We start from the raw sequence: 16,217 nt of genomic DNA, 5'->3' as shown, positions 1-16,217 counted from the left end.
AAGACATGCCAAAAGCCAGTGAAATCAAGAAAAATTCAGCCGTCGAGTATGAAGGCAGGGCCTATTTCGTAAAGGACATCGAGCGCTCCGTTCCCCAGGGGCGTGCCGGTGGCAGCCTGTACCGCATGCGGATGTACGATGTGGTCAATGGAAACAAGATCGACGAGACCTTCAAGGACTCGGACATGCTGAACCTGGCCGACCTGGTTCGCAGACCGGCGACCTTTTCCTATTCCGATGGCGATGAATTCGTCTTCATGGACAGCGAAGACTTCACGCAGTACAGCCTGAACCGCGAGTCCATCGCCGAAGAACTGCTGTTTATCAGCGAGGACACCCAGGGACTGATGGTGATCCTGGTGAGCGACGCCCCAGTCGCGCTGGATCTGCCGCCGACGGTGGACCTGGAGATTCTGGAAACCGATCCTTCAGTCAAGGGCGGTTCGGCAACGGCGAGGACCAAACCAGCGACATTGTCGACCGGGCTGGTGATCCAGGTGCCCGAACACATTTCCACCGGCGACAGAATCAAGGTGAATGTGGAGGAGCGCAGGTTCCTGGGACGAGCTTAATCTGATTTGATAGAACCGCCATCCGGAACTGATAATAGGTGTAGCGCCAAGTTTCCTGAAGGAGGCGACTATGACAACCGCTGCCGGCAAACTGGTGGTTTTCTATGATGGCTCCTGTCCTGCCTGCATCAAGGACCGCCGCTGGTACGAAAAGCTGGCGGGCAAGACCGGGGAATCCGTTGAGTGGCTGGACATTACCGGGCGTGACGATGAGTTGCGCCAGGAGGGTATCGATCCCGACAAGGCCCTCAGGGAGCTGCACGTCAAGGACGACCGGGGCAGGGTACACCGGGAAATGGATGCCTATATCCTGCTGATGTCACGTGTGCCCGTACTGAAGCCCCTGGCGTGGTTGATTGGCTTGCCGGTAGTTCGGCCCACCCTCGCGTGGCTGTATCATCGATGGGTGGCCAAGCGCCTCAGCACCAGCCAATAGTTGATGACGTCTGTGCTGGGTTCCGCATTTGCCGGGCATGGATGCCCCGGACCGGGATGCCTGGTCCGGGGTAATGGTTACTCGGGCAGGGTCTCGCCCGAGCCGCCCATCTCAGCCGGCACGTCCTTCATCTTGGGCAGGCCATCACGGATGGGTAATACGGATTCCTGGTAGTGCACGTGCAGCGCCGGTTTGAACTCCAGGTCCGGCAGATTGGCCACGTATACGTCCACCAGGTTCATGGCCGGGTGGTCGGTAAAGACATGTCCGCCGCATTTCTTGCACCACTTGCGGTAGCTCTGCTCCGTTAGGTGGAAGGTACCAATCTGATCCTCGCCGGCCAGTACTTCGAAGTTGGTGGGTGGCCACAGGGAAAAGGCGTTCACCGGGCCTGCTGACCATCGCCGGCAGGAATCGCAGTGACAATAGCCCATGGCTGCGGGCTCACCGCTGACCTGAAATTTCACTTCACCACAGAAACAGCTGCCTTGATGCTGGTTCATGACGTTCTCCCTCAGTTACCTGGATACGGAGCACTCCCATACATGCCGTTATCAATGGGGTTAAAGTTAATATCCCAGAGGCGTTCGGTTGATGTAAATACTTCGAAAGTGCCGATATCGGCCCATTGCCAATTAGCGCTGTTATCTACGGGAGCGTTTCAGTACGCTTGGCAACTTGGTCCACACAGGAGGGAATCATGCCCAGTACCGACTCCAAACCCGTTTCCGCATCCGCCATTGAAAAGCATGTCTATAAAGTGTTTCCCAACGACATGAACTCCCACAACACAGTGTTCGGCGGAATGATCATGGCCAAGTGCGATCGCCTGGCATTGGTCGTGGCGGAGCGCCATTCGGCCCATGTCTGTGTGACCGCCGCGGTGGACTCCATTCACTTCCGGGCGCCCGCGAAGGGGAACGACACTCTGTTGTTCAGCCTGGCCCTGAACCGAAGCTGGGGGTCGTCCATGGAGATCGGCGCCAGAGTTGAGGCTGAGAACAGCTATACCGGGGACGTGCGGCATATTCTGTCTGCGTTTTTCACCTTCGTGGCGCTGGATGAAGAGGGCAAACCGGTGGATGTGCCGCAGGTTATTCCTGAAACCGATGAACAGCAGCGTCGGTTCGATAATGCCGAAATCCGACGCAAAGGACGCCTGCAGACCCGGGAGAAGCTTTCCAGTCGCTGACCGGTGTGCATCGGCCGCGGTATTGGCGACGGTTGGTTAATGGGGTTTTTTGGTGGACTCCACATCAATCACCCGGCCGTTGCGCAGAGTGATCACCCGGCGGAATTGCGTGTTGCTCAGTTCGTATAACCATTCCTCGACGGGCACGGGGTAGCTCTCCGCGGCCAGACCGGAGCCGGCACGGTGGGGAGTCACGACCTGCCAGGTCACCTGTCTGGACAATGGGTCGCCACAGCGGGCCATCACTTCGAATTCGCTGATTCCTTCCTGCAGGGCGCCGGTAGTGCAGGGGCCGGCATTATCCGGGTGAAAACCATAACCCAGGCTGTCTTCCCGGCGGAGCTTGCCGTTCCGGAAAACCAATCGACGAATGAAACTCTGGGGGCCGCGGTTGTAGTACCAGTGCTCTTCGGTTTGCACGACTCCCAGCCCTGGCACGACAGCCTGGGGATATTGTGCAATGTAATCCGGCTGGCCGCAGCGTTCTTCCACTTCAATGGTCCAGTCGCCCTGGCTGACCAGGGCATTGCCGCAGCGAAACGAGGCGCTGGCCGGGCTGATGGCCAGCAATAAGGCGAGAGCGGCAATGATCTTAGTTGCGAGCGTAACGTTCATGGAGAATACCTACTCGTTCAACGTAGGCGCGGGTTTCCGCGTACGGCGGGATGCCGCCATGGCGACCTACAGCGCCGGGGCCGGCATTGTATGCTGCGGTGGCCAGTCTGGTATCACCGTCGAAACGTTTCAGCATCTGCGCCAGGTAGTTGACCCCGCCTCGGATATTTTCGGCGGCGTTCATGGCGTTACTGACCGCCAGATCCCTGGCCGTGGCCGGCATTAACTGCATCAGTCCCTGGGCGCCCTTGGGGGACACTGCACCGGCGTTGAAGGCGGATTCAGCATGAATGACGGCGCGAACCAGTGCCGGATCTATCTGGAACTGCCGCGCAGCCGCCTGGATCTCATCACGGTAAGGCTCGCGGTAAAGCGGCGTGGTCTGCCAGTTCACCTTCGAATTGGGGTTGCAGGCATAGCAGTGGAAGCGAATGACATCAAAATCCGCCCCTGCCGGCCGGTTGCCGCTGTAGGCGACCACGCCATTTTTATCCTGATACCGATAGACCACCTCATTCTTACTGGAAGCGCGTCGTTGTTCACCACCCTTAACATTAGTGTATTCCACCGTGCCGTCGGGGTGAACTATGCGTTTCACGCTGCCACCAACGACTGGTTGGGACAATAGGGCCAACAATAGGGTTACCAGTAATGGTGGGCAGAGAAGATTACTGCTCGTCATTGTGAACTCATGAGAAACCTGAACGGACAACTGTCTGATAACCGTCAGTATACGTCGTTGTGGCACGGAAGAAACGTAACGATAAGTGTCGATATTCGCAAATGTGATGGTGTCTCCAGTCATTGTATTTGCACAGCTAACCTTATCTGCAGGGGATCGACTGAGTTTCTTGCTGATTCAATGCGCGGTACTCTCCCGGTTGAAGTTTCCCGTCGAGAGCTATGGCCCCCATCCGCTCCCGGTGCAGGGAGGTCACCCGGTTACCCACGGCATGGAACATTCTTTTCACCTGATGATAGCGCCCTTCGTAAATGGTCAGTCGGGCGTTGGTGGCATCCATCTGTTCAATGTGTGCAGGTGAGGTTGTCAGTTGTTCGTATTCAAACCAGATGCCCTCGGCAAAGCGTTCCTCGGTTTCCGGAGATATGGGGTGTGCAGTGGTCACCCGGTATACCTTGGGAATCCTGATCCGGGGTTCAGTCAGTTCCCGGGACCAGGTACCGTCGTTGGTCAGTATCAGCAGGCCGGTGGTGGCCCGGTCCAGGCGCCCCGCGATATGCAGGCCGGCCCGCAGGTCCGGGGCAATCAGGTCCAGTACCGTGGGGTGGACGTCGTCCTCGGTGGCACTCAGGTACCCGGCGGGTTTGTTCAGCATCAGGTAGCGGGCCTGTGAGCCTTGCTGGATGATATTGTCATCAACGGCGACGGTGGCGAATCGGTCCACATCCAGAGAGGCGTCGGTACATACTTCGGCATTCACCGTAGCACGGCCGGCGGCAATCAAAGCATTGGCCTGCTTGCGGCTGACGCCGTTCTGGTTGCTTAGGATTCGCGAAAGTTTCATGGCGTGAATGATAACGGGTTGGCCCGGGGCAGGACAGGGTCATGAATTCATGACTGTGATGGTGGTAAAGCCCGTTACCTGTATCTGTATTGATTGGCTGCTAACTTTTAAAGTGGCTGTATTCTGGAATCCTTTGCCTGGGTGAATCGTCATGCGTTCAGTTTTCTTTACCTTTCTGGTGCCCGCGCTGTTTGTCTGGTTGTGGAGTACCGGATTCATCGGGGCCAAGTATGGCCTGCCGTATGCGGAGCCGTTCACGCTGCTGTTGATCCGCATGCTGTTCACTCTGGTGCTGTTGGCGGGGCTTGCCTGGCTGATGAAAACACGCTGGCCGGGATGGCGGGCTGCGGGGCATCTGGCAGTTACCGGGCTGCTGGTCCACGGCTGTTATCTGGGTGGTGTGTATTACGCCATTCAGGGTGGTATGCCGTCGGGCATTGTGTCTCTGATTGTCGGGCTGCAGCCGCTGGTTACGGCGGCCGCAGCAGTGATTGTTCTGAAAGAAGGTGTTTCAGGGCGGCAATGGCTGGGGCTTGCCTTCGGGCTCGTTGGCGTCACGCTGGTGTTGCTGGAGAAGTTTGTCGGTGGTGAGGGCACTACCTCGGATTTCCCGTTATGGACGCTGGTCTGGGCCGGGTTCTCCCTGGCGGGGATATCCCTGGGAACGGTGTACCAGAAACGCAACGGCACTCAGGCGGACCTGGTGGCGGGCACGCTTATCCAGTACAGCGCTGCGGCGGTGTTTTTTGCCGTAGGGGCTTTCACGCTGGAAACCCGGGAGGTGGAATGGGCGCTTCAGTTGCAGCTATCCATGGCCTGGCTGGTGTTTGGTGTATCCATCGGCGCCATCCTGTTGCTGATGTGGCTGATCCGCCAGGGCGCGGCCTCACAGGTGGCCAGCCTGTTTTACCTGGTGCCGCCGGTGACCGCGCTGGAGGCCTTCTGGCTGTTTGACGAGCGGCTGGGCCTGCTGGCCATGGCAGGTGGCGCCATCTCCATCACCGGGGTGGCTCTGGTGGTTACCCAGCGATCGGGAGCACGGTCCCGGCGATAAGGACCGGTTATCCAAACCGTAACCTGGAATTGCGGCGCACACAGGCGCTCCGGGTTATCTTTTGATAGGGCTTCATACGGAAAACCGGTGGGGTATAGCAACCTCTGGCAGGGAGCAATCGAATGACCTATTGGCTGGTGGCAAATCCCAGGGCCGGCGATGGCCAGCGGGGTCGTGATTTCTGGTTGGTGCAACTGGCGGACGCCGGTATTCACGATCCGACCTGTTGTGACTTTGAGCATGACGACTGGACCAGGCAGGTGCAGCCCGGGGATGTGGTCATGGTAGCCGGCGGGGATGGTTCGGTGAATATGGGCGCCCGGCTGTGCCTGGAGCATGACGCCACGCTGGCGGTGCTGCCATCCGGCACCGCCAACGATTTTGCCCGCAATCTGGACTTGCCGGAGGCGCCGGATGCTCTGTGCGCCCTCATTCGCAAAGGTGAAAGCCAGCGTGTTGATGTCGCAGAATTCAATGAGCAGCTGTTTCTGAATGTGGCGCATATCGGCCTGGGGACGGTGCCGGTTTGCCAGTCTGACGACTCCCGGAAGAAACTGTGGGGCCGGTTCAGCTATGGCGTGGAGCTGTTGCGAAAACTGAGGGAACAACGCGGGTTTCATGCAGAAATTCGATGTGACAACGGATATGTCCGTGGCCGCTGGTTGTCTGTTGCGATAGCTAATGGTGCTTTTTTTGGGGGTGGCAATGAGGTTCCGGATGCTTCAGCCAACAGCGGGCGCCTGGATGTGATCGCGGTGAAACCCCGCCCGCTGCTACAACTGCTGCTGAGCTTTGTTCTGCTGCAGCTGAACCGGCAGTCCCCCCGGCGTACCAGCACGGTGATCCACCTCAAGGGGCAGCGTTGCCGTGTGACTACCCGTCAACCCAAGACGGTGACCGCGGATGGGGATATTGCCGGGAAAACACCGCTGAACGTGGTGTGCCGGGCGCAATGCTTGTCAGTGATTGGCGCTACCGTAGTGGCTGCCGCGCCGTCATCCTAGAATCAACGGTGCCACCAGTCCCGTCAGCACGGCCAGAAGGATGACCAGGAAAACCAGTTGCATCCAGGGAAAGCGGGGTTGCGGTTCCGTGTTCAGCTCCTGTTCCAGATACTCCCGCAACAGGCGTGTATTGCGGGTGTTTGCTTTGTAGACGATATCAAAAGCATCCCCCACCACAGGCACCATGCCACCGAACGTTTCAATCAGCATGTTCTTGACCATATGCGCCTTGACGCGTTTGCTGGCGCCGGCCCGCTGCGCTTCCACCAGAACATACAGCGACAGCACCAGGCCGATGAGGTCACCCACTACGGGCAGCAGGCCGATAATGGGATCGAGGCCGAGACGGATCCGGGTAAACGGAATCCGGATGGCGGTGTCGGTGATCCGGGAAAACTTGTCGAGGCGGACAAGCGTTGCCTGCTGTCTGGCTTTCAGGTCGGAATGGCCGGTGGTGGTTTCCCGGTTGGGCATGTCAGGTTAATCCTCGAAAATTCTTGAGTGTGGAGTGAGGTAGAATGTTAGCCTTCTGCAAAGATGGATGCGAGGACTGCGGAAAATGACAGCGATCACGGTTACGGTTTTGGGTGCAACAGGTCTCACCGGCGGCAAGGTGGTGGACGGGTTGCTGGCGAGGGATGAGGTGACCTCTGTGGTGATGCCCGTGCGGCGGGCAGCCGACAGGCAGCATCCGAAACTGATGCAGTGGGAGGTGGATTTTGACCGGCTGGATGACCACGCGGATCTGTTTAAGACCGACGTTATTGTCTGTTGTCTCGGCACCACTATCCGCAAAGCCGGTTCCCAGCAGGCGTTTCGTAAAGTGGATTACAACTATCCCCTGAAAGCGGCGGAGCTCGGGCGCTCCCAGGGTGCACGGGCGTTTGTGCTGATGTCCGCGATTGCGTCTTCGTCATCCTCGACGGTGTTCTATAATCGCGTAAAAGGAGAGCTGGAAGACAGTGTCAGCGGTCTTGGCTACCCTTTGCTGTCGATCTATCGCCCCAGCCTGTTGCTCGGGGATCGCAAGGAACACCGTACCGCCGAGGCCCTGGGCATGAAAGCCATGCCCCTGATTAACCGGGCACTGTTCGGGCCGCTGGAAAAGTACCGTGGCATTGAGGCTGATACCGTTGCCCGAGCTATGGTGAACGAGGTCTGTGGGCTGTCATTGACCTCGGATGGCGAGGGCGCGGTCCGGATTCATGAGTATCCGGACATCGTTGCCCTGGCAGAATAGAGCCTTCTCCGAACCCTTCTCCTTGCTGGCAGGCTTATTTGCCGGCCAGTATCCAGGCGGCGGCTTTCTCCGCGATCATCAGTGTGGGTGAGTTGGTGTTGCCACTGGTAATGGTGGGCATGACACCGGCATCCACTACCCGCAAACCGTCGACCCCGCGAACCCGCAGATGGGAATCCACCACCGCCATGTCGTCATCGGCCCGGCCCATGCGGGTTGTGCCCACGGGATGGAAGATGGTGGTGCCGATGTCTCCGGCCAGGCGTGCCAGTTCGTCGTCGGTCTGGTACTGCATGCCGGGTTTGTATTCTTCCGGCTGGTACCTGGCAAAGGCCGGTTGTTCGGCGATGCGGCGGGTGACCCGCAACGAATCGGCGGCTACCTTGTGGTCTTCCGGCGTGCTCAGGTAGTTGGGGGCGATGGCCGGCGCTTCACGGGGATCGCGGCTGCGAATGCGCACCGTGCCCCGGCTGGTTGGATTCAGGTTGCACACGCTGGCAGTGATGGCCGGGAAATCGTGCAGTGGCTGACCGAAGGCATCCAGGCTCAGCGGTTGTACGTGGTACTGGATGTTGGCGTAATCGTAGGCATCGGAGCTGCGGGTGAAGGCGCACAGTTGGGACGGCGCCATGCTCATGGGGCCGGAGCGTTTGAGCAGGTACTCAAGACCGATTTTCGCCTTGCCGATCAGGGATCCGGCCATGGTGTTGAGTGTGTTGGCGCCATGGACCTTGTAGACCGAGCGAATCTGCAGGTGGTCCTGCAGGTTTTCACCAACACCGGGCAAGTCCGCGACCACCGGAATATTGTGCTGGCTGAGCAGCTCCGCCGGGCCAATGCCGGAGAGTTGTAACAGTTGCGGTGAGCCAATGGAGCCTGCGGAAAGGATGACTTCTTTCGACGCCATCGCGATGGTTTCACCCTTTGCTGGTCGGGCAATACGAACACCGGAGCATCGTGGCTGGCCTCTCGTGCCGGTTTCCATTGTCAGGCCAAGGACCTGGGTTGAGTGCCATACCGTGAGGTTTGGTCGTTTGGCGGCACTTCGAAGAAATGCCTTGGAAGTGTTCCAGCGCCAGCCGGCGCGCTGGTTTACCTCGAAATAGTCGACGCCCTCATTGTCGCCACGGTTGAAATCCCGGGTGCGGGGAATGCCGGCCTGCACGGCGGCCTCGGCGAAATCCTCCAGCACCTGCCATTTCAGTCGCTGATGTTCTACTCGCCACTCACCGCCATGGCCGTGGAACCGGGCGTGGTGATCGTCGGCATCTCCGCCGGTATCGAGCCGGTAATGATCTTCGTGACGCATGAAGTCCGGCAGGCAGTTGTCCCAGCGCCAGGCGTCGTCTCCGGTCATGTCCGCCCAGTGATTGTAGTCGCGGCGCTGGCCACGGATATAGAGCATGCCGTTGATGCTGGAGCAGCCGCCGAGGGTCTTGCCTCGCGGATAGATCAGCGAGCGGCCGTTAAGGCCGGGTGATGGCTCGGTTCTGAAGCGCCAGTCGGTGCGGGGGTTATCAATGCAGTAGAGATAACCCACGGGGATATGAATCCAGTGGTAGTTATCCCGCCCGCCGGCTTCGATCAGCAGTATCCGGTAGTCCGGGTTGGCGCTAAGGCGATTGGCAAGCAGGCAACCGGCGGTGCCGGCACCCACAATGATGTAGTCGAAGTGTTCTGGAGCTGGTTGTGTGCTGTCGTTCATGCCGTATAACCAGGTATTTTTGTTGTAATGGTCACTGGTTTTTGTAGCGTATATCGCGGCCAATTACACCCTGGCTTAGACTAATTCCTCAGGCTTTTTTGTCGGAGTGACCGAGATCCCGTTGCGGATTGATTTCATCCCGGACCAGTTGCTTGAGCTGCTTGATCTCCGGGAAGCCTCCCTGTTGCTCCCGCGACCAGATTTGCTTACCGTTTACCCAGATCTCGAAAATGCCACCGGAACCGGGGTGCAGTGTCAGCTCATCCAGTTCGCCTTCAAAGGTAGTCAGCAGTTCCTGGGCCATCCAGGCCGACCGCATCAGCCAGCGGCAGCCTGTGCAGTAGTGAATATCAACGCGATTGGTCATGACTCTCCACAATGTTTTCGGGATTTAGTTTGCTTTTGCATAGATACGTTTTGTCACAGACTTTTATGGGCTGAACGGTAATCATAGGCATCGGCCAACAGACTCCAACAACATTATCAGAATCGCCGATAAGGACACGAGTATGTCTACCCTGATCACCACACTCATCGCAAGGATGCTGAAAGGCACCGTACCTGGCTTTGTTGTGCTCAGTGCCGTCATCCTGAGTACGGGCACAAGTGCTGCCGAGCGCCTTTACATCTTTACGGAAAACTATCCGCCATACAATCAGGCGATATCCGGCAAAGGCTACGCCCACAGCGAAGACGAGATTACCGGTATTTGCGCTGAAATGGTGAAGGCCATGCTTGCCCGGGTGGACTATGAGTACGTGATGAAAATGCGGGACTGGAGCTATGCCTACAATTGGATCCAGGGACGTGAAAATCACGGGTTGTTCTGTACCGCACGAACCGATAAGCGTGAAGACCAGTTCCAATGGGTAGGGCCGTTGGCACCGATCAAGTGGACGTTGTTCGCTGCGCCGGGGTCGGATATCACGCTGGATTCCCTGGAGGATGCCGCAAACTATCGCATTGCCGGCTACAAGGGCGATGTGATGTCTAATTATCTGATCAGCCAGGGATTTGAGGTGATCATGAGTGTCTCCGGGAATGTTAACCCCCGCCGGCTGGAGCTGGGCGAGGCTGATCTGTGGGTAACCGACGGACTTGTCGGTCCGCTGGTTGCGGAAGAGGAACACGGTATCAATGGCCTGAAACCCGTCCTGGTCTTCCGTGAAACGCCCATGTACCTGGCGATGAGTAACGAAACGTCACCTGCGATAGTGGCAGCCCTGCAGGCGGCTCTTGACCAGGCGCGTGAGGCGGGGGAGCTTGATCACCTGATCCGTCAGTACCAGCCGCAAGTGGAGTGATGCTGGCGAGGCTGGTGGAAACCGGGGCTTCCGTACTTTGTGCAAAAATGTTTTGTAGATTCGGTGATCCTCGTATAGAACTAGTAGGGTAGCTTCAATATCTTACGAGGATCGTCCATGGCTTTTTCCCCTGATCATCTTGCTGAACTGAATTTGCTCACGCAGTTCGATTCTTCCTCAACCCAGGAAGGCATCAAGGTACACCAGCATTCCGCGCCTGAGGACATCGTGAAAGCCGCCGAACGGCTGCACCAGAAGGGGTTGATCACCCAGCAGGATGGTGGTTATCTGACCAATCTCGGCAGTGAAGCGGTGGAGTTGACCCAGAAGCTCCAGTCCATTCTGTCCAGCCCGTGATTTCGGATCGATAGGGAGTCAATACCAGAACCCGATGTCTGGTTCCGGTGCCCTGCGATCAATGCTCACCCCCTTTCCTTCGAGGATACGCAGCAAAATCTGGGTATCCTCCACGTTGAGGAAAGCGCCCAGGGGTATGTTCTGTTCCCGATAGCAGAGAAACAGCTTGGGGGGTGTAAACGGGTGTTGTGGCATGTCGGCGCGAATGCGGGCATAGCGACGGGGTATTGTCCATTCTGCCTGTTTTGTGCGCCGGCCCCTTTCCAGAGTCAGATTGCCGGGGGAGATGGACAGAACTTCCCGCAGCTGACAGGCCCTGGCGGTGTAGTAGATGCCGGCAGCCAGGGCCACCAGTTCAATGCCGGCAAAGGGCATCACCACCCAGGCGCCCGCCAGCGCCATGCCTGTTGCGATAACCAGTGACAGGGTGAAGAGGGCTGCCCACACGCGGACATTACCCTGCCAGGTCAGTGACTGGTTGGGTGTCAGTAGCAACCTGACGCCTTCTTCGGATTCTAGGTGTTCTACCATCGGCCTTACCCCGCAACCGTATACGCCAGAATGGCCGGTATCGATGGTTACCGTTGCCTGACGGAGCCGTAATTCAAATGGGACGAGAACCACGACATACTGTCTACCCTTAGCATAGTTGCGTGTACATCGGAGTTTCCATTTGGCGAACAAAACTTTCCCGCGGCGCATTGTCCGGTTCCTCGTCCGGGGATTTGCCGGATTGCTGGTGCTGTTGGTGGCTGTCCTGTTGCTGTTCAGGTTTATCAATCCACCCACCACGGCTTTCATGCTGGCCTATGGCATCAGCCATCCCGACAACAAAGTCCATCAGCAGTGGATCGACTACGACAGCATCTCCAGGTGGATGCCCCTGGCGGTCGTCGCGAGTGAGGATCAGCGTTTTCCCGACCATTGGGGGGTGGATTTCGCCGCGATCCGCAAGGCCCTGGCGGAATACCGGGCGGGTGACGGCCTGCGGGGCGCCAGCACCATAACCCAGCAAACAGCCAAGAACCTGTTTCTCTGGAATGGCCGGAGCTTTATCCGCAAGGCCCTTGAGGCGGGACTGGCGCTGGGGCTCGAAGCCCTTTGGTCAAAACAGCGGATTCTGGAGGTCTATCTCAACGTTGCTGAGTTCGGTCCGGGAATATACGGCGTCGAGGCGGCCAGCCAGGCGTATTTCGGTATCAGCGCCCGCTATCTCTCGCCATCCCAGGCGGCGAGGCTTGCCGCAGTGCTGCCCAACCCGAAAGTGCTGAGTGCGGGCAATCCCTCCGCGTATGTATGGGAGCGTGCAGGCTGGGTGGAGAGGCAGATGCATCAGCTGTCGGGACCGGGGTATCTGCGGGAAATGTAACCCGCTAACAGGCAGGTGGTCGGCACAGGAGCAGGTGTAACGAAATCGATACACTCTTTTGGTGGGAATATGGCAATCTGACCGTCCGGATGAGCTGTGCTCACGAACGGGGACACACCAGTACCTTCCCCCGGACCGGCTTTGTTACAGTGTTGCTATCGTTACCTTGCCAAAGGATTCGCGCCCGTTATGTCCAGACAAACCGCCCATTCCCAGAAACTGCTGCTGTTCAGCCTGACAGGACAAAAGCCTTTCGCCATCGGGACACTGAAAATCCGCGAAATACTGCCGTTTGCCCGGCTGACCCGGTTGCCGCATAGCCATTCCGCGGTGCTTGGCACTATGTCATTTCGTGGTGCTGCGGTACCGGTGATTGATATGGCGGCGGCCGTGGGCGGGCGGCCATTGAGTGCGGAGGAGCAGAAGGTCAGCTCTATTATTGTGACGGATATCCAGCGTCAGGAAATCGGTTTTGTGGTGCGCAGCGTCAACAAGATTATTGAGGCTGACTGGAAACAGGTTCAGTCACCACCGACCGCCCTGGGTGACCAGGCATTTGTTACGGGACTGCTGGATCTGGAGGGTGAACTGATTCAGTTGCTGGATGTCGAGCTGCTACTTTCCAAGGTTTACCCTTCTGCCGTCAATACCGATGCCGCAGCCTTGACGGATGTGGAGAGTGAAACCCTGCGCGCGCAGCGGATCCTGTTGGTGGACGACTCCCAGGTGGCCCGCAAACAGCTTTCCGATGTACTGGACAGCAAGGGCATTTCCTATGAGGTGACCAGCAACGGCCAGAGCGCCCTGGACATTATGCTGCAGGCGGCTGCTGTCGATCAGCCCGTGGATATCCTGGTGAGTGATATTGAAATGCCGGGGCTGGACGGCTACGAGCTGGCCTTCAATATCCGGGATAACACGTCGCTCAAACAGCCTTACATTATTCTGCACACTTCCCTGAACAGCGAAATGAGCCTCAGTTATGCCAATCAGGTTGGCGCCAATGAGGCATTGACCAAGTTTGATGCGAACGAGTTGATGCAGGCAATGCTGCGTGGTTCTGAACACTAATCCGAACTGGCCTGGTCCGGTGACAGGGTCGGCGACGTTGTCGTCAGTCTTGAGATCAGCCGTGGGTTGCGCTCGTAGACGTCGTTGCGAAACTGCAGGGTGCCGTCACTGTCGACCCAGGTAGTCCAGTACTCCAGATACACAGGCACTGGTTGTTTGAGATAGACCGTGGTCAGTTGCCGGGAACTGACCAGTTTGTCGACATGCTCCCGGGTCCAGCCGTTTTCCTCCTCCAGCAGCAGGCTGGCAAGCCGGAATGGGTCTTCGACGCGAATGCAGCCCGAGCTGAACGTGCGTTCGCTGCGGGTAAAGAGTGCCCGGGCGGGGGTATCGTGCAGGTATATGTCGAACTGGTTCGGGAACATGAACTTGACCTGTCCCAGCGCGTTGCGGGGCCCTGGCTCCTGTACAAGCTGAAACGGGAAATGGTTCTCTGAAAGCAGCCACCAGTCGATGGTTTCAGGGTCAACCCATTCCCGGTCCGCGCCCCAGCCGCGGTAGACGGTGAAGTCCATCGTGCGCAGGTAGTCCGGGTTCCGCCGTATGATGGGCAACTGGTCTTCGATCATGATCGTGCGGGGAACCGTCCAGGTCGGGTTGAACACCAGGTAGCGGATCTGATCGCGGAAGACCGGTGTTTGCCGGTATGGTCGCCCGACGATCACCCGGGTGTTCAGGACCTCCGTGCCATCTTTCACCATGCGTAGCTCGAACCCGGCAATGTTCACGATGACATGGGTTTCCCCAAGCTCATCGGGTAACCATCGCCAGCGTTCCAGGTTGGCATCAAGCTGGGTCAGCTTCTGTTGCGGGGTGATGTTAAAGGCCGCAAGCGTCTGCGGGCCGATCAATCCGTCTGTATCCAGCCCATGGCGGGCCTGGAATCTCATCACCGCTGACATTAGTCTGTCATCGTAGTGGCGCTCAATGACCTGATCTTCCAGTGATTCGGTGGGCATGAAGTCCCCCAGGGCAGCCAGGCGCTGACGGATGGTTGGCAGCCGGTCGTCGGTCATGCCGGGGCGAATGGTTGGGCCTCCGGCAACCGGTTTCCAGGGAACGGTGAGCAGGGATTGCAGGAATGTCCGTGCTTCCAGCAGTTGCTGGTAGTCACGCTGGGAAGGAGCCAGGTAACGAAGCAGGGTACCGATGGTTTGATTTTCCAGGGCCCGGGCAACCACCTCGTCCAGGCGGCGACCGTGACGGTTGGCTGTCCACTCCGCCTCCAGTGTTTCCCGGTTCACCTTGCCATCCAGCAGGTGAGAGGCAAGCAGCAGCAGGCTGTCAGTCAACAGCATGTCCAGGTCCGCTCTGGACTCGGGATCCAGGTCGTCAGGGGGCTGTGCTGCAAAGCTGGCGAGCAGGTTGTAATGGTAGTCGGCGGGTGTCAGGCCGTGGCGCGCTGACTCTCTGATGGTTCTGAGTAAGGCTTCCCGATCCTCGTCCCGGGTCCATGCCAGGGCATAGCCCCTGTGGCGGTAGAATGCCGACAGGGTATCCATTGCCAGTAGTGGCTCTCCCAGCGCACTGACCGGAAATCCCTGGTGGATGGCTTGCACACGCTCGCGGATGGCATCGTTTGCCAGACTGCTCAGGGACCACAGACACAGCACCAGCATGAGTATCCCTCGTACAACCGTAAATCCTGAGGACATCCTTTCTCTCCAGAGCGGGCAAAAATTGAACAGTCCTGCTGTTAATCCTAGACTTAAAATGGGCGGTTAAAAAGGAGGTGTGCCCAATGAACAAGACAGTGAACGGACATTACGAGGATATTGATCAGGCGAGGAACACCGAAGAGGATTTACTGGCAACGGGATTGCCCAGAGAGTCGGTCTACCTGGATAAGGAAAACCAGGTGATCAAAGTGTTGATTCCCTCGGGGGAGGAGCGGGAAATCCAGGAGATCTTTGATCGACACCGTGTCACATACTGAAGTGGGATGCGAGCCCCGACAGAAGACCAGCCGGGGCGCTCCTGGTCAGATCACCCGGTGCGCCCGAAGACGCGTTCGAAAAAGCCAACCTCCCTGGTGTCCGGAATGGGCAGGTTGTCCAACTCGGACATCGCGCGACGCCAGAACTGTTCGGGCTCATCCAGTGTGGCCACTTTGCTGCGTTCCTCGGCGCTGAAGGAGTTGTGCTCGCCGCCAACACCCTTTGCCATCAGTTCCTGGGTCCACAGATAAATGGCGGCCCGAACGGCTTTCAGGACCCCTGAGTAGGTATCACGGCTGACGTTGATGGCCAGTTCAGCACTCAGATTGATCCGGGATTGCAGGTCCGCCATGTCGTCCGGCGGTAACAGGACCCGGTTGCCGTTGCCTTTTTTGCAGTTCAGGCAGATTTTCTCCAGGGCCTTGATGCCATCCGTCAGGTCAAGATGGCCGTAGTCCAGTTTCTGTTTGTCATCCACCGGGGCGGGAATCCAGCCGTACTGGGGGGAGCGGGCAACGATGTGACCGGGGAGACCCCGTCGGTATGGAGGTGCCTGTGTGCTGTCACTGTAGCCCTCAAATTCGGTGCGCAGCCAGGTCGCCATTTTGCGGTGCCTGAGCATCATTGCCAGAGTGATGGCGGAAGGCATTATTGCTTCCAGGAGCTCATTGGCATCCCGCGTTCGTTCCTCCAGATGGTTCACCGGTTCGGACATTCCCGATCTCCTGTCTCACACGGCAGCATGGCAACTGCCTTGTTGTTTTTGTTGGTGGCCTGCGAGGTCTATCGAAGGCTATGGTTGAAAAAGTAGTCAGGCGAATGCTCGACGTCCATT

General features: G+C 58.1%; 21 protein-coding genes. 11 read left to right on the top strand and 10 right to left on the bottom strand.

Going from position 1 to position 16,217, the window contains the following annotated elements; translation table 11 throughout:
* Positions 1-5 precede the first annotated feature (5 nt).
* Positions 6-572, top strand: coding sequence for an elongation factor P-like protein EfpL (gene efpL, locus ACJO3M_RS02480; RefSeq protein WP_406987000.1), 567 nt, complete (start codon positions 6-8; stop codon positions 570-572).
* Positions 573-642: 70 nt separating this feature from the next.
* Entirely contained in the window at positions 643-1,008 is a 366-nt protein-coding gene (locus ACJO3M_RS02475) for a thiol-disulfide oxidoreductase DCC family protein (protein WP_406999406.1), read from the top strand.
* Positions 1,009-1,085: 77 nt separating this feature from the next.
* Here ACJO3M_RS02475 and ACJO3M_RS02470 read toward each other — a convergent pair whose 3' ends face one another.
* Positions 1,086-1,511 (bottom strand): GFA family protein, encoded by a 426-nt coding sequence (locus tag ACJO3M_RS02470; protein WP_406999404.1) that lies wholly within the window; start codon positions 1,509-1,511, stop codon positions 1,086-1,088.
* A 197-nt stretch (positions 1,512-1,708) separates the two neighbouring features.
* Here ACJO3M_RS02470 and ACJO3M_RS02465 point away from each other — a divergent pair, with 197 nt between their 5' ends.
* Positions 1,709-2,200, top strand: coding sequence for an acyl-CoA thioesterase (locus ACJO3M_RS02465; RefSeq protein ID WP_406986997.1), 492 nt, complete (start codon positions 1,709-1,711; stop codon positions 2,198-2,200).
* Positions 2,201-2,236: 36 nt separating this feature from the next.
* On the opposite strand, the gene ACJO3M_RS02460 is transcribed toward ACJO3M_RS02465, so the two are convergent.
* From ACJO3M_RS02460 to ACJO3M_RS02450, 3 genes are all read right to left on the bottom strand, one after another.
* Positions 2,237-2,815 carry a DUF2845 domain-containing protein gene (locus tag ACJO3M_RS02460; protein ID WP_406999402.1) on the bottom strand — a complete coding sequence of 193 codons (579 nt, stop codon included), beginning with the start codon at positions 2,813-2,815 and terminating at the stop codon, positions 2,237-2,239.
* Entirely contained in the window at positions 2,793-3,497 is a 705-nt protein-coding gene (locus tag ACJO3M_RS02455; protein WP_406999401.1) for a lytic transglycosylase domain-containing protein, read from the bottom strand. Before ACJO3M_RS02455 ends, ACJO3M_RS02460 begins: the two co-directional genes overlap by 23 nt.
* Before the next feature lie 142 nt (positions 3,498-3,639).
* Positions 3,640-4,341 (bottom strand): pseudouridine synthase, encoded by a 702-nt coding sequence (locus tag ACJO3M_RS02450; protein ID WP_406999399.1) that lies wholly within the window; start codon positions 4,339-4,341, stop codon positions 3,640-3,642.
* Positions 4,342-4,492: 151 nt separating this feature from the next.
* Here ACJO3M_RS02450 and ACJO3M_RS02445 point away from each other — a divergent pair, with 151 nt between their 5' ends.
* Both ACJO3M_RS02445 and ACJO3M_RS02440 read left to right on the top strand, forming a co-directional pair.
* Positions 4,493-5,395 carry a DMT family transporter gene (locus ACJO3M_RS02445; protein ID WP_406999397.1) on the top strand — a complete coding sequence of 301 codons (903 nt, stop codon included), beginning with the start codon at positions 4,493-4,495 and terminating at the stop codon, positions 5,393-5,395.
* 122 nt (positions 5,396-5,517) lie between these two features.
* Complete coding sequence (locus tag ACJO3M_RS02440; RefSeq protein WP_406999395.1) at positions 5,518-6,399, top strand: diacylglycerol/lipid kinase family protein; 882 nt, start codon at positions 5,518-5,520, stop codon at positions 6,397-6,399.
* On the opposite strand, the gene ACJO3M_RS02435 is transcribed toward ACJO3M_RS02440, so the two are convergent.
* Positions 6,391-6,873, bottom strand: coding sequence for a DUF4112 domain-containing protein (locus ACJO3M_RS02435; protein ID WP_406986989.1), 483 nt, complete (start codon positions 6,871-6,873; stop codon positions 6,391-6,393). The genes ACJO3M_RS02440 and ACJO3M_RS02435 overlap by 9 nt on opposite strands.
* Positions 6,874-6,958: 85 nt before the next feature.
* On the opposite strand from ACJO3M_RS02435, the gene ACJO3M_RS02430 reads away from it, so the two are divergent.
* On the top strand, positions 6,959-7,639 hold the full coding sequence (locus ACJO3M_RS02430) for an NAD-dependent epimerase/dehydratase family protein (RefSeq protein ID WP_406999393.1): 681 nt from the start codon (positions 6,959-6,961) through the stop codon (positions 7,637-7,639).
* Positions 7,640-7,673: 34 nt separating this feature from the next.
* On the opposite strand, the gene ACJO3M_RS02425 is transcribed toward ACJO3M_RS02430, so the two are convergent.
* Together ACJO3M_RS02425 and ACJO3M_RS02420 are read right to left on the bottom strand one after the other, a co-directional pair.
* Positions 7,674-9,344 carry a GMC family oxidoreductase gene (locus tag ACJO3M_RS02425; protein WP_406999391.1) on the bottom strand — a complete coding sequence of 557 codons (1,671 nt, stop codon included), beginning with the start codon at positions 9,342-9,344 and terminating at the stop codon, positions 7,674-7,676.
* A gap of 88 nt (positions 9,345-9,432) precedes the next feature.
* On the bottom strand, positions 9,433-9,711 hold the full coding sequence (locus ACJO3M_RS02420) for an Rdx family protein (RefSeq protein ID WP_406999389.1): 279 nt from the start codon (positions 9,709-9,711) through the stop codon (positions 9,433-9,435).
* Positions 9,712-9,853: 142 nt separating this feature from the next.
* Here ACJO3M_RS02420 and ACJO3M_RS02415 point away from each other — a divergent pair, with 142 nt between their 5' ends.
* Positions 9,854-10,648, top strand: a complete 795-nt coding sequence (locus tag ACJO3M_RS02415) for a substrate-binding periplasmic protein (RefSeq protein ID WP_406999388.1) — start codon at positions 9,854-9,856, stop codon at positions 10,646-10,648.
* Positions 10,649-10,765: 117 nt separating this feature from the next.
* On the top strand, positions 10,766-11,005 hold the full coding sequence (locus ACJO3M_RS02410; protein ID WP_406999386.1) for a TIGR02647 family protein: 240 nt from the start codon (positions 10,766-10,768) through the stop codon (positions 11,003-11,005).
* Positions 11,006-11,023: 18 nt separating this feature from the next.
* Here the strand turns inward: ACJO3M_RS02410 and ACJO3M_RS02405 are convergent, their stop codons facing one another.
* Positions 11,024-11,536, bottom strand: a complete 513-nt coding sequence (locus ACJO3M_RS02405) for a DUF2244 domain-containing protein (RefSeq protein WP_406999384.1) — start codon at positions 11,534-11,536, stop codon at positions 11,024-11,026.
* A 142-nt stretch (positions 11,537-11,678) separates the two neighbouring features.
* On the opposite strand from ACJO3M_RS02405, the gene mtgA reads away from it, so the two are divergent.
* Complete coding sequence (gene mtgA / locus ACJO3M_RS02400) at positions 11,679-12,374, top strand: monofunctional biosynthetic peptidoglycan transglycosylase (protein WP_406999382.1); 696 nt, start codon at positions 11,679-11,681, stop codon at positions 12,372-12,374.
* Positions 12,375-12,563: 189 nt separating this feature from the next.
* Positions 12,564-13,445, top strand: coding sequence for a chemotaxis protein (locus ACJO3M_RS02395; protein WP_406999380.1), 882 nt, complete (start codon positions 12,564-12,566; stop codon positions 13,443-13,445).
* On the opposite strand, the gene ACJO3M_RS02390 is transcribed toward ACJO3M_RS02395, so the two are convergent.
* Positions 13,442-15,100, bottom strand: coding sequence for a L,D-transpeptidase family protein (locus tag ACJO3M_RS02390; protein WP_406999378.1), 1,659 nt, complete (start codon positions 15,098-15,100; stop codon positions 13,442-13,444). The two genes, ACJO3M_RS02395 and ACJO3M_RS02390, sit on opposite strands and share 4 nt — an antisense overlap.
* Positions 15,101-15,186: 86 nt before the next feature.
* Between ACJO3M_RS02390 and ACJO3M_RS02385 the strand changes: the two genes are divergently transcribed.
* Entirely contained in the window at positions 15,187-15,381 is a 195-nt protein-coding gene (locus ACJO3M_RS02385; protein WP_406999376.1) for a hypothetical protein, read from the top strand.
* Positions 15,382-15,431: 50 nt separating this feature from the next.
* Here ACJO3M_RS02385 and ACJO3M_RS02380 read toward each other — a convergent pair whose 3' ends face one another.
* Entirely contained in the window at positions 15,432-16,097 is a 666-nt protein-coding gene (locus ACJO3M_RS02380) for an AbiTii domain-containing protein (protein ID WP_406999374.1), read from the bottom strand.
* Positions 16,098-16,217: the final 120 nt, after the last annotated feature.

It is taken from the genome of Marinobacter alkalisoli (assembly GCF_045449795.1).
Lineage (GTDB): Bacteria > Pseudomonadota > Gammaproteobacteria > Pseudomonadales > Oleiphilaceae > Marinobacter.
The sequence above is the reverse complement of the archived record's forward strand: the minus strand, read 5'-3'. Positions and strand labels throughout refer to the sequence as shown.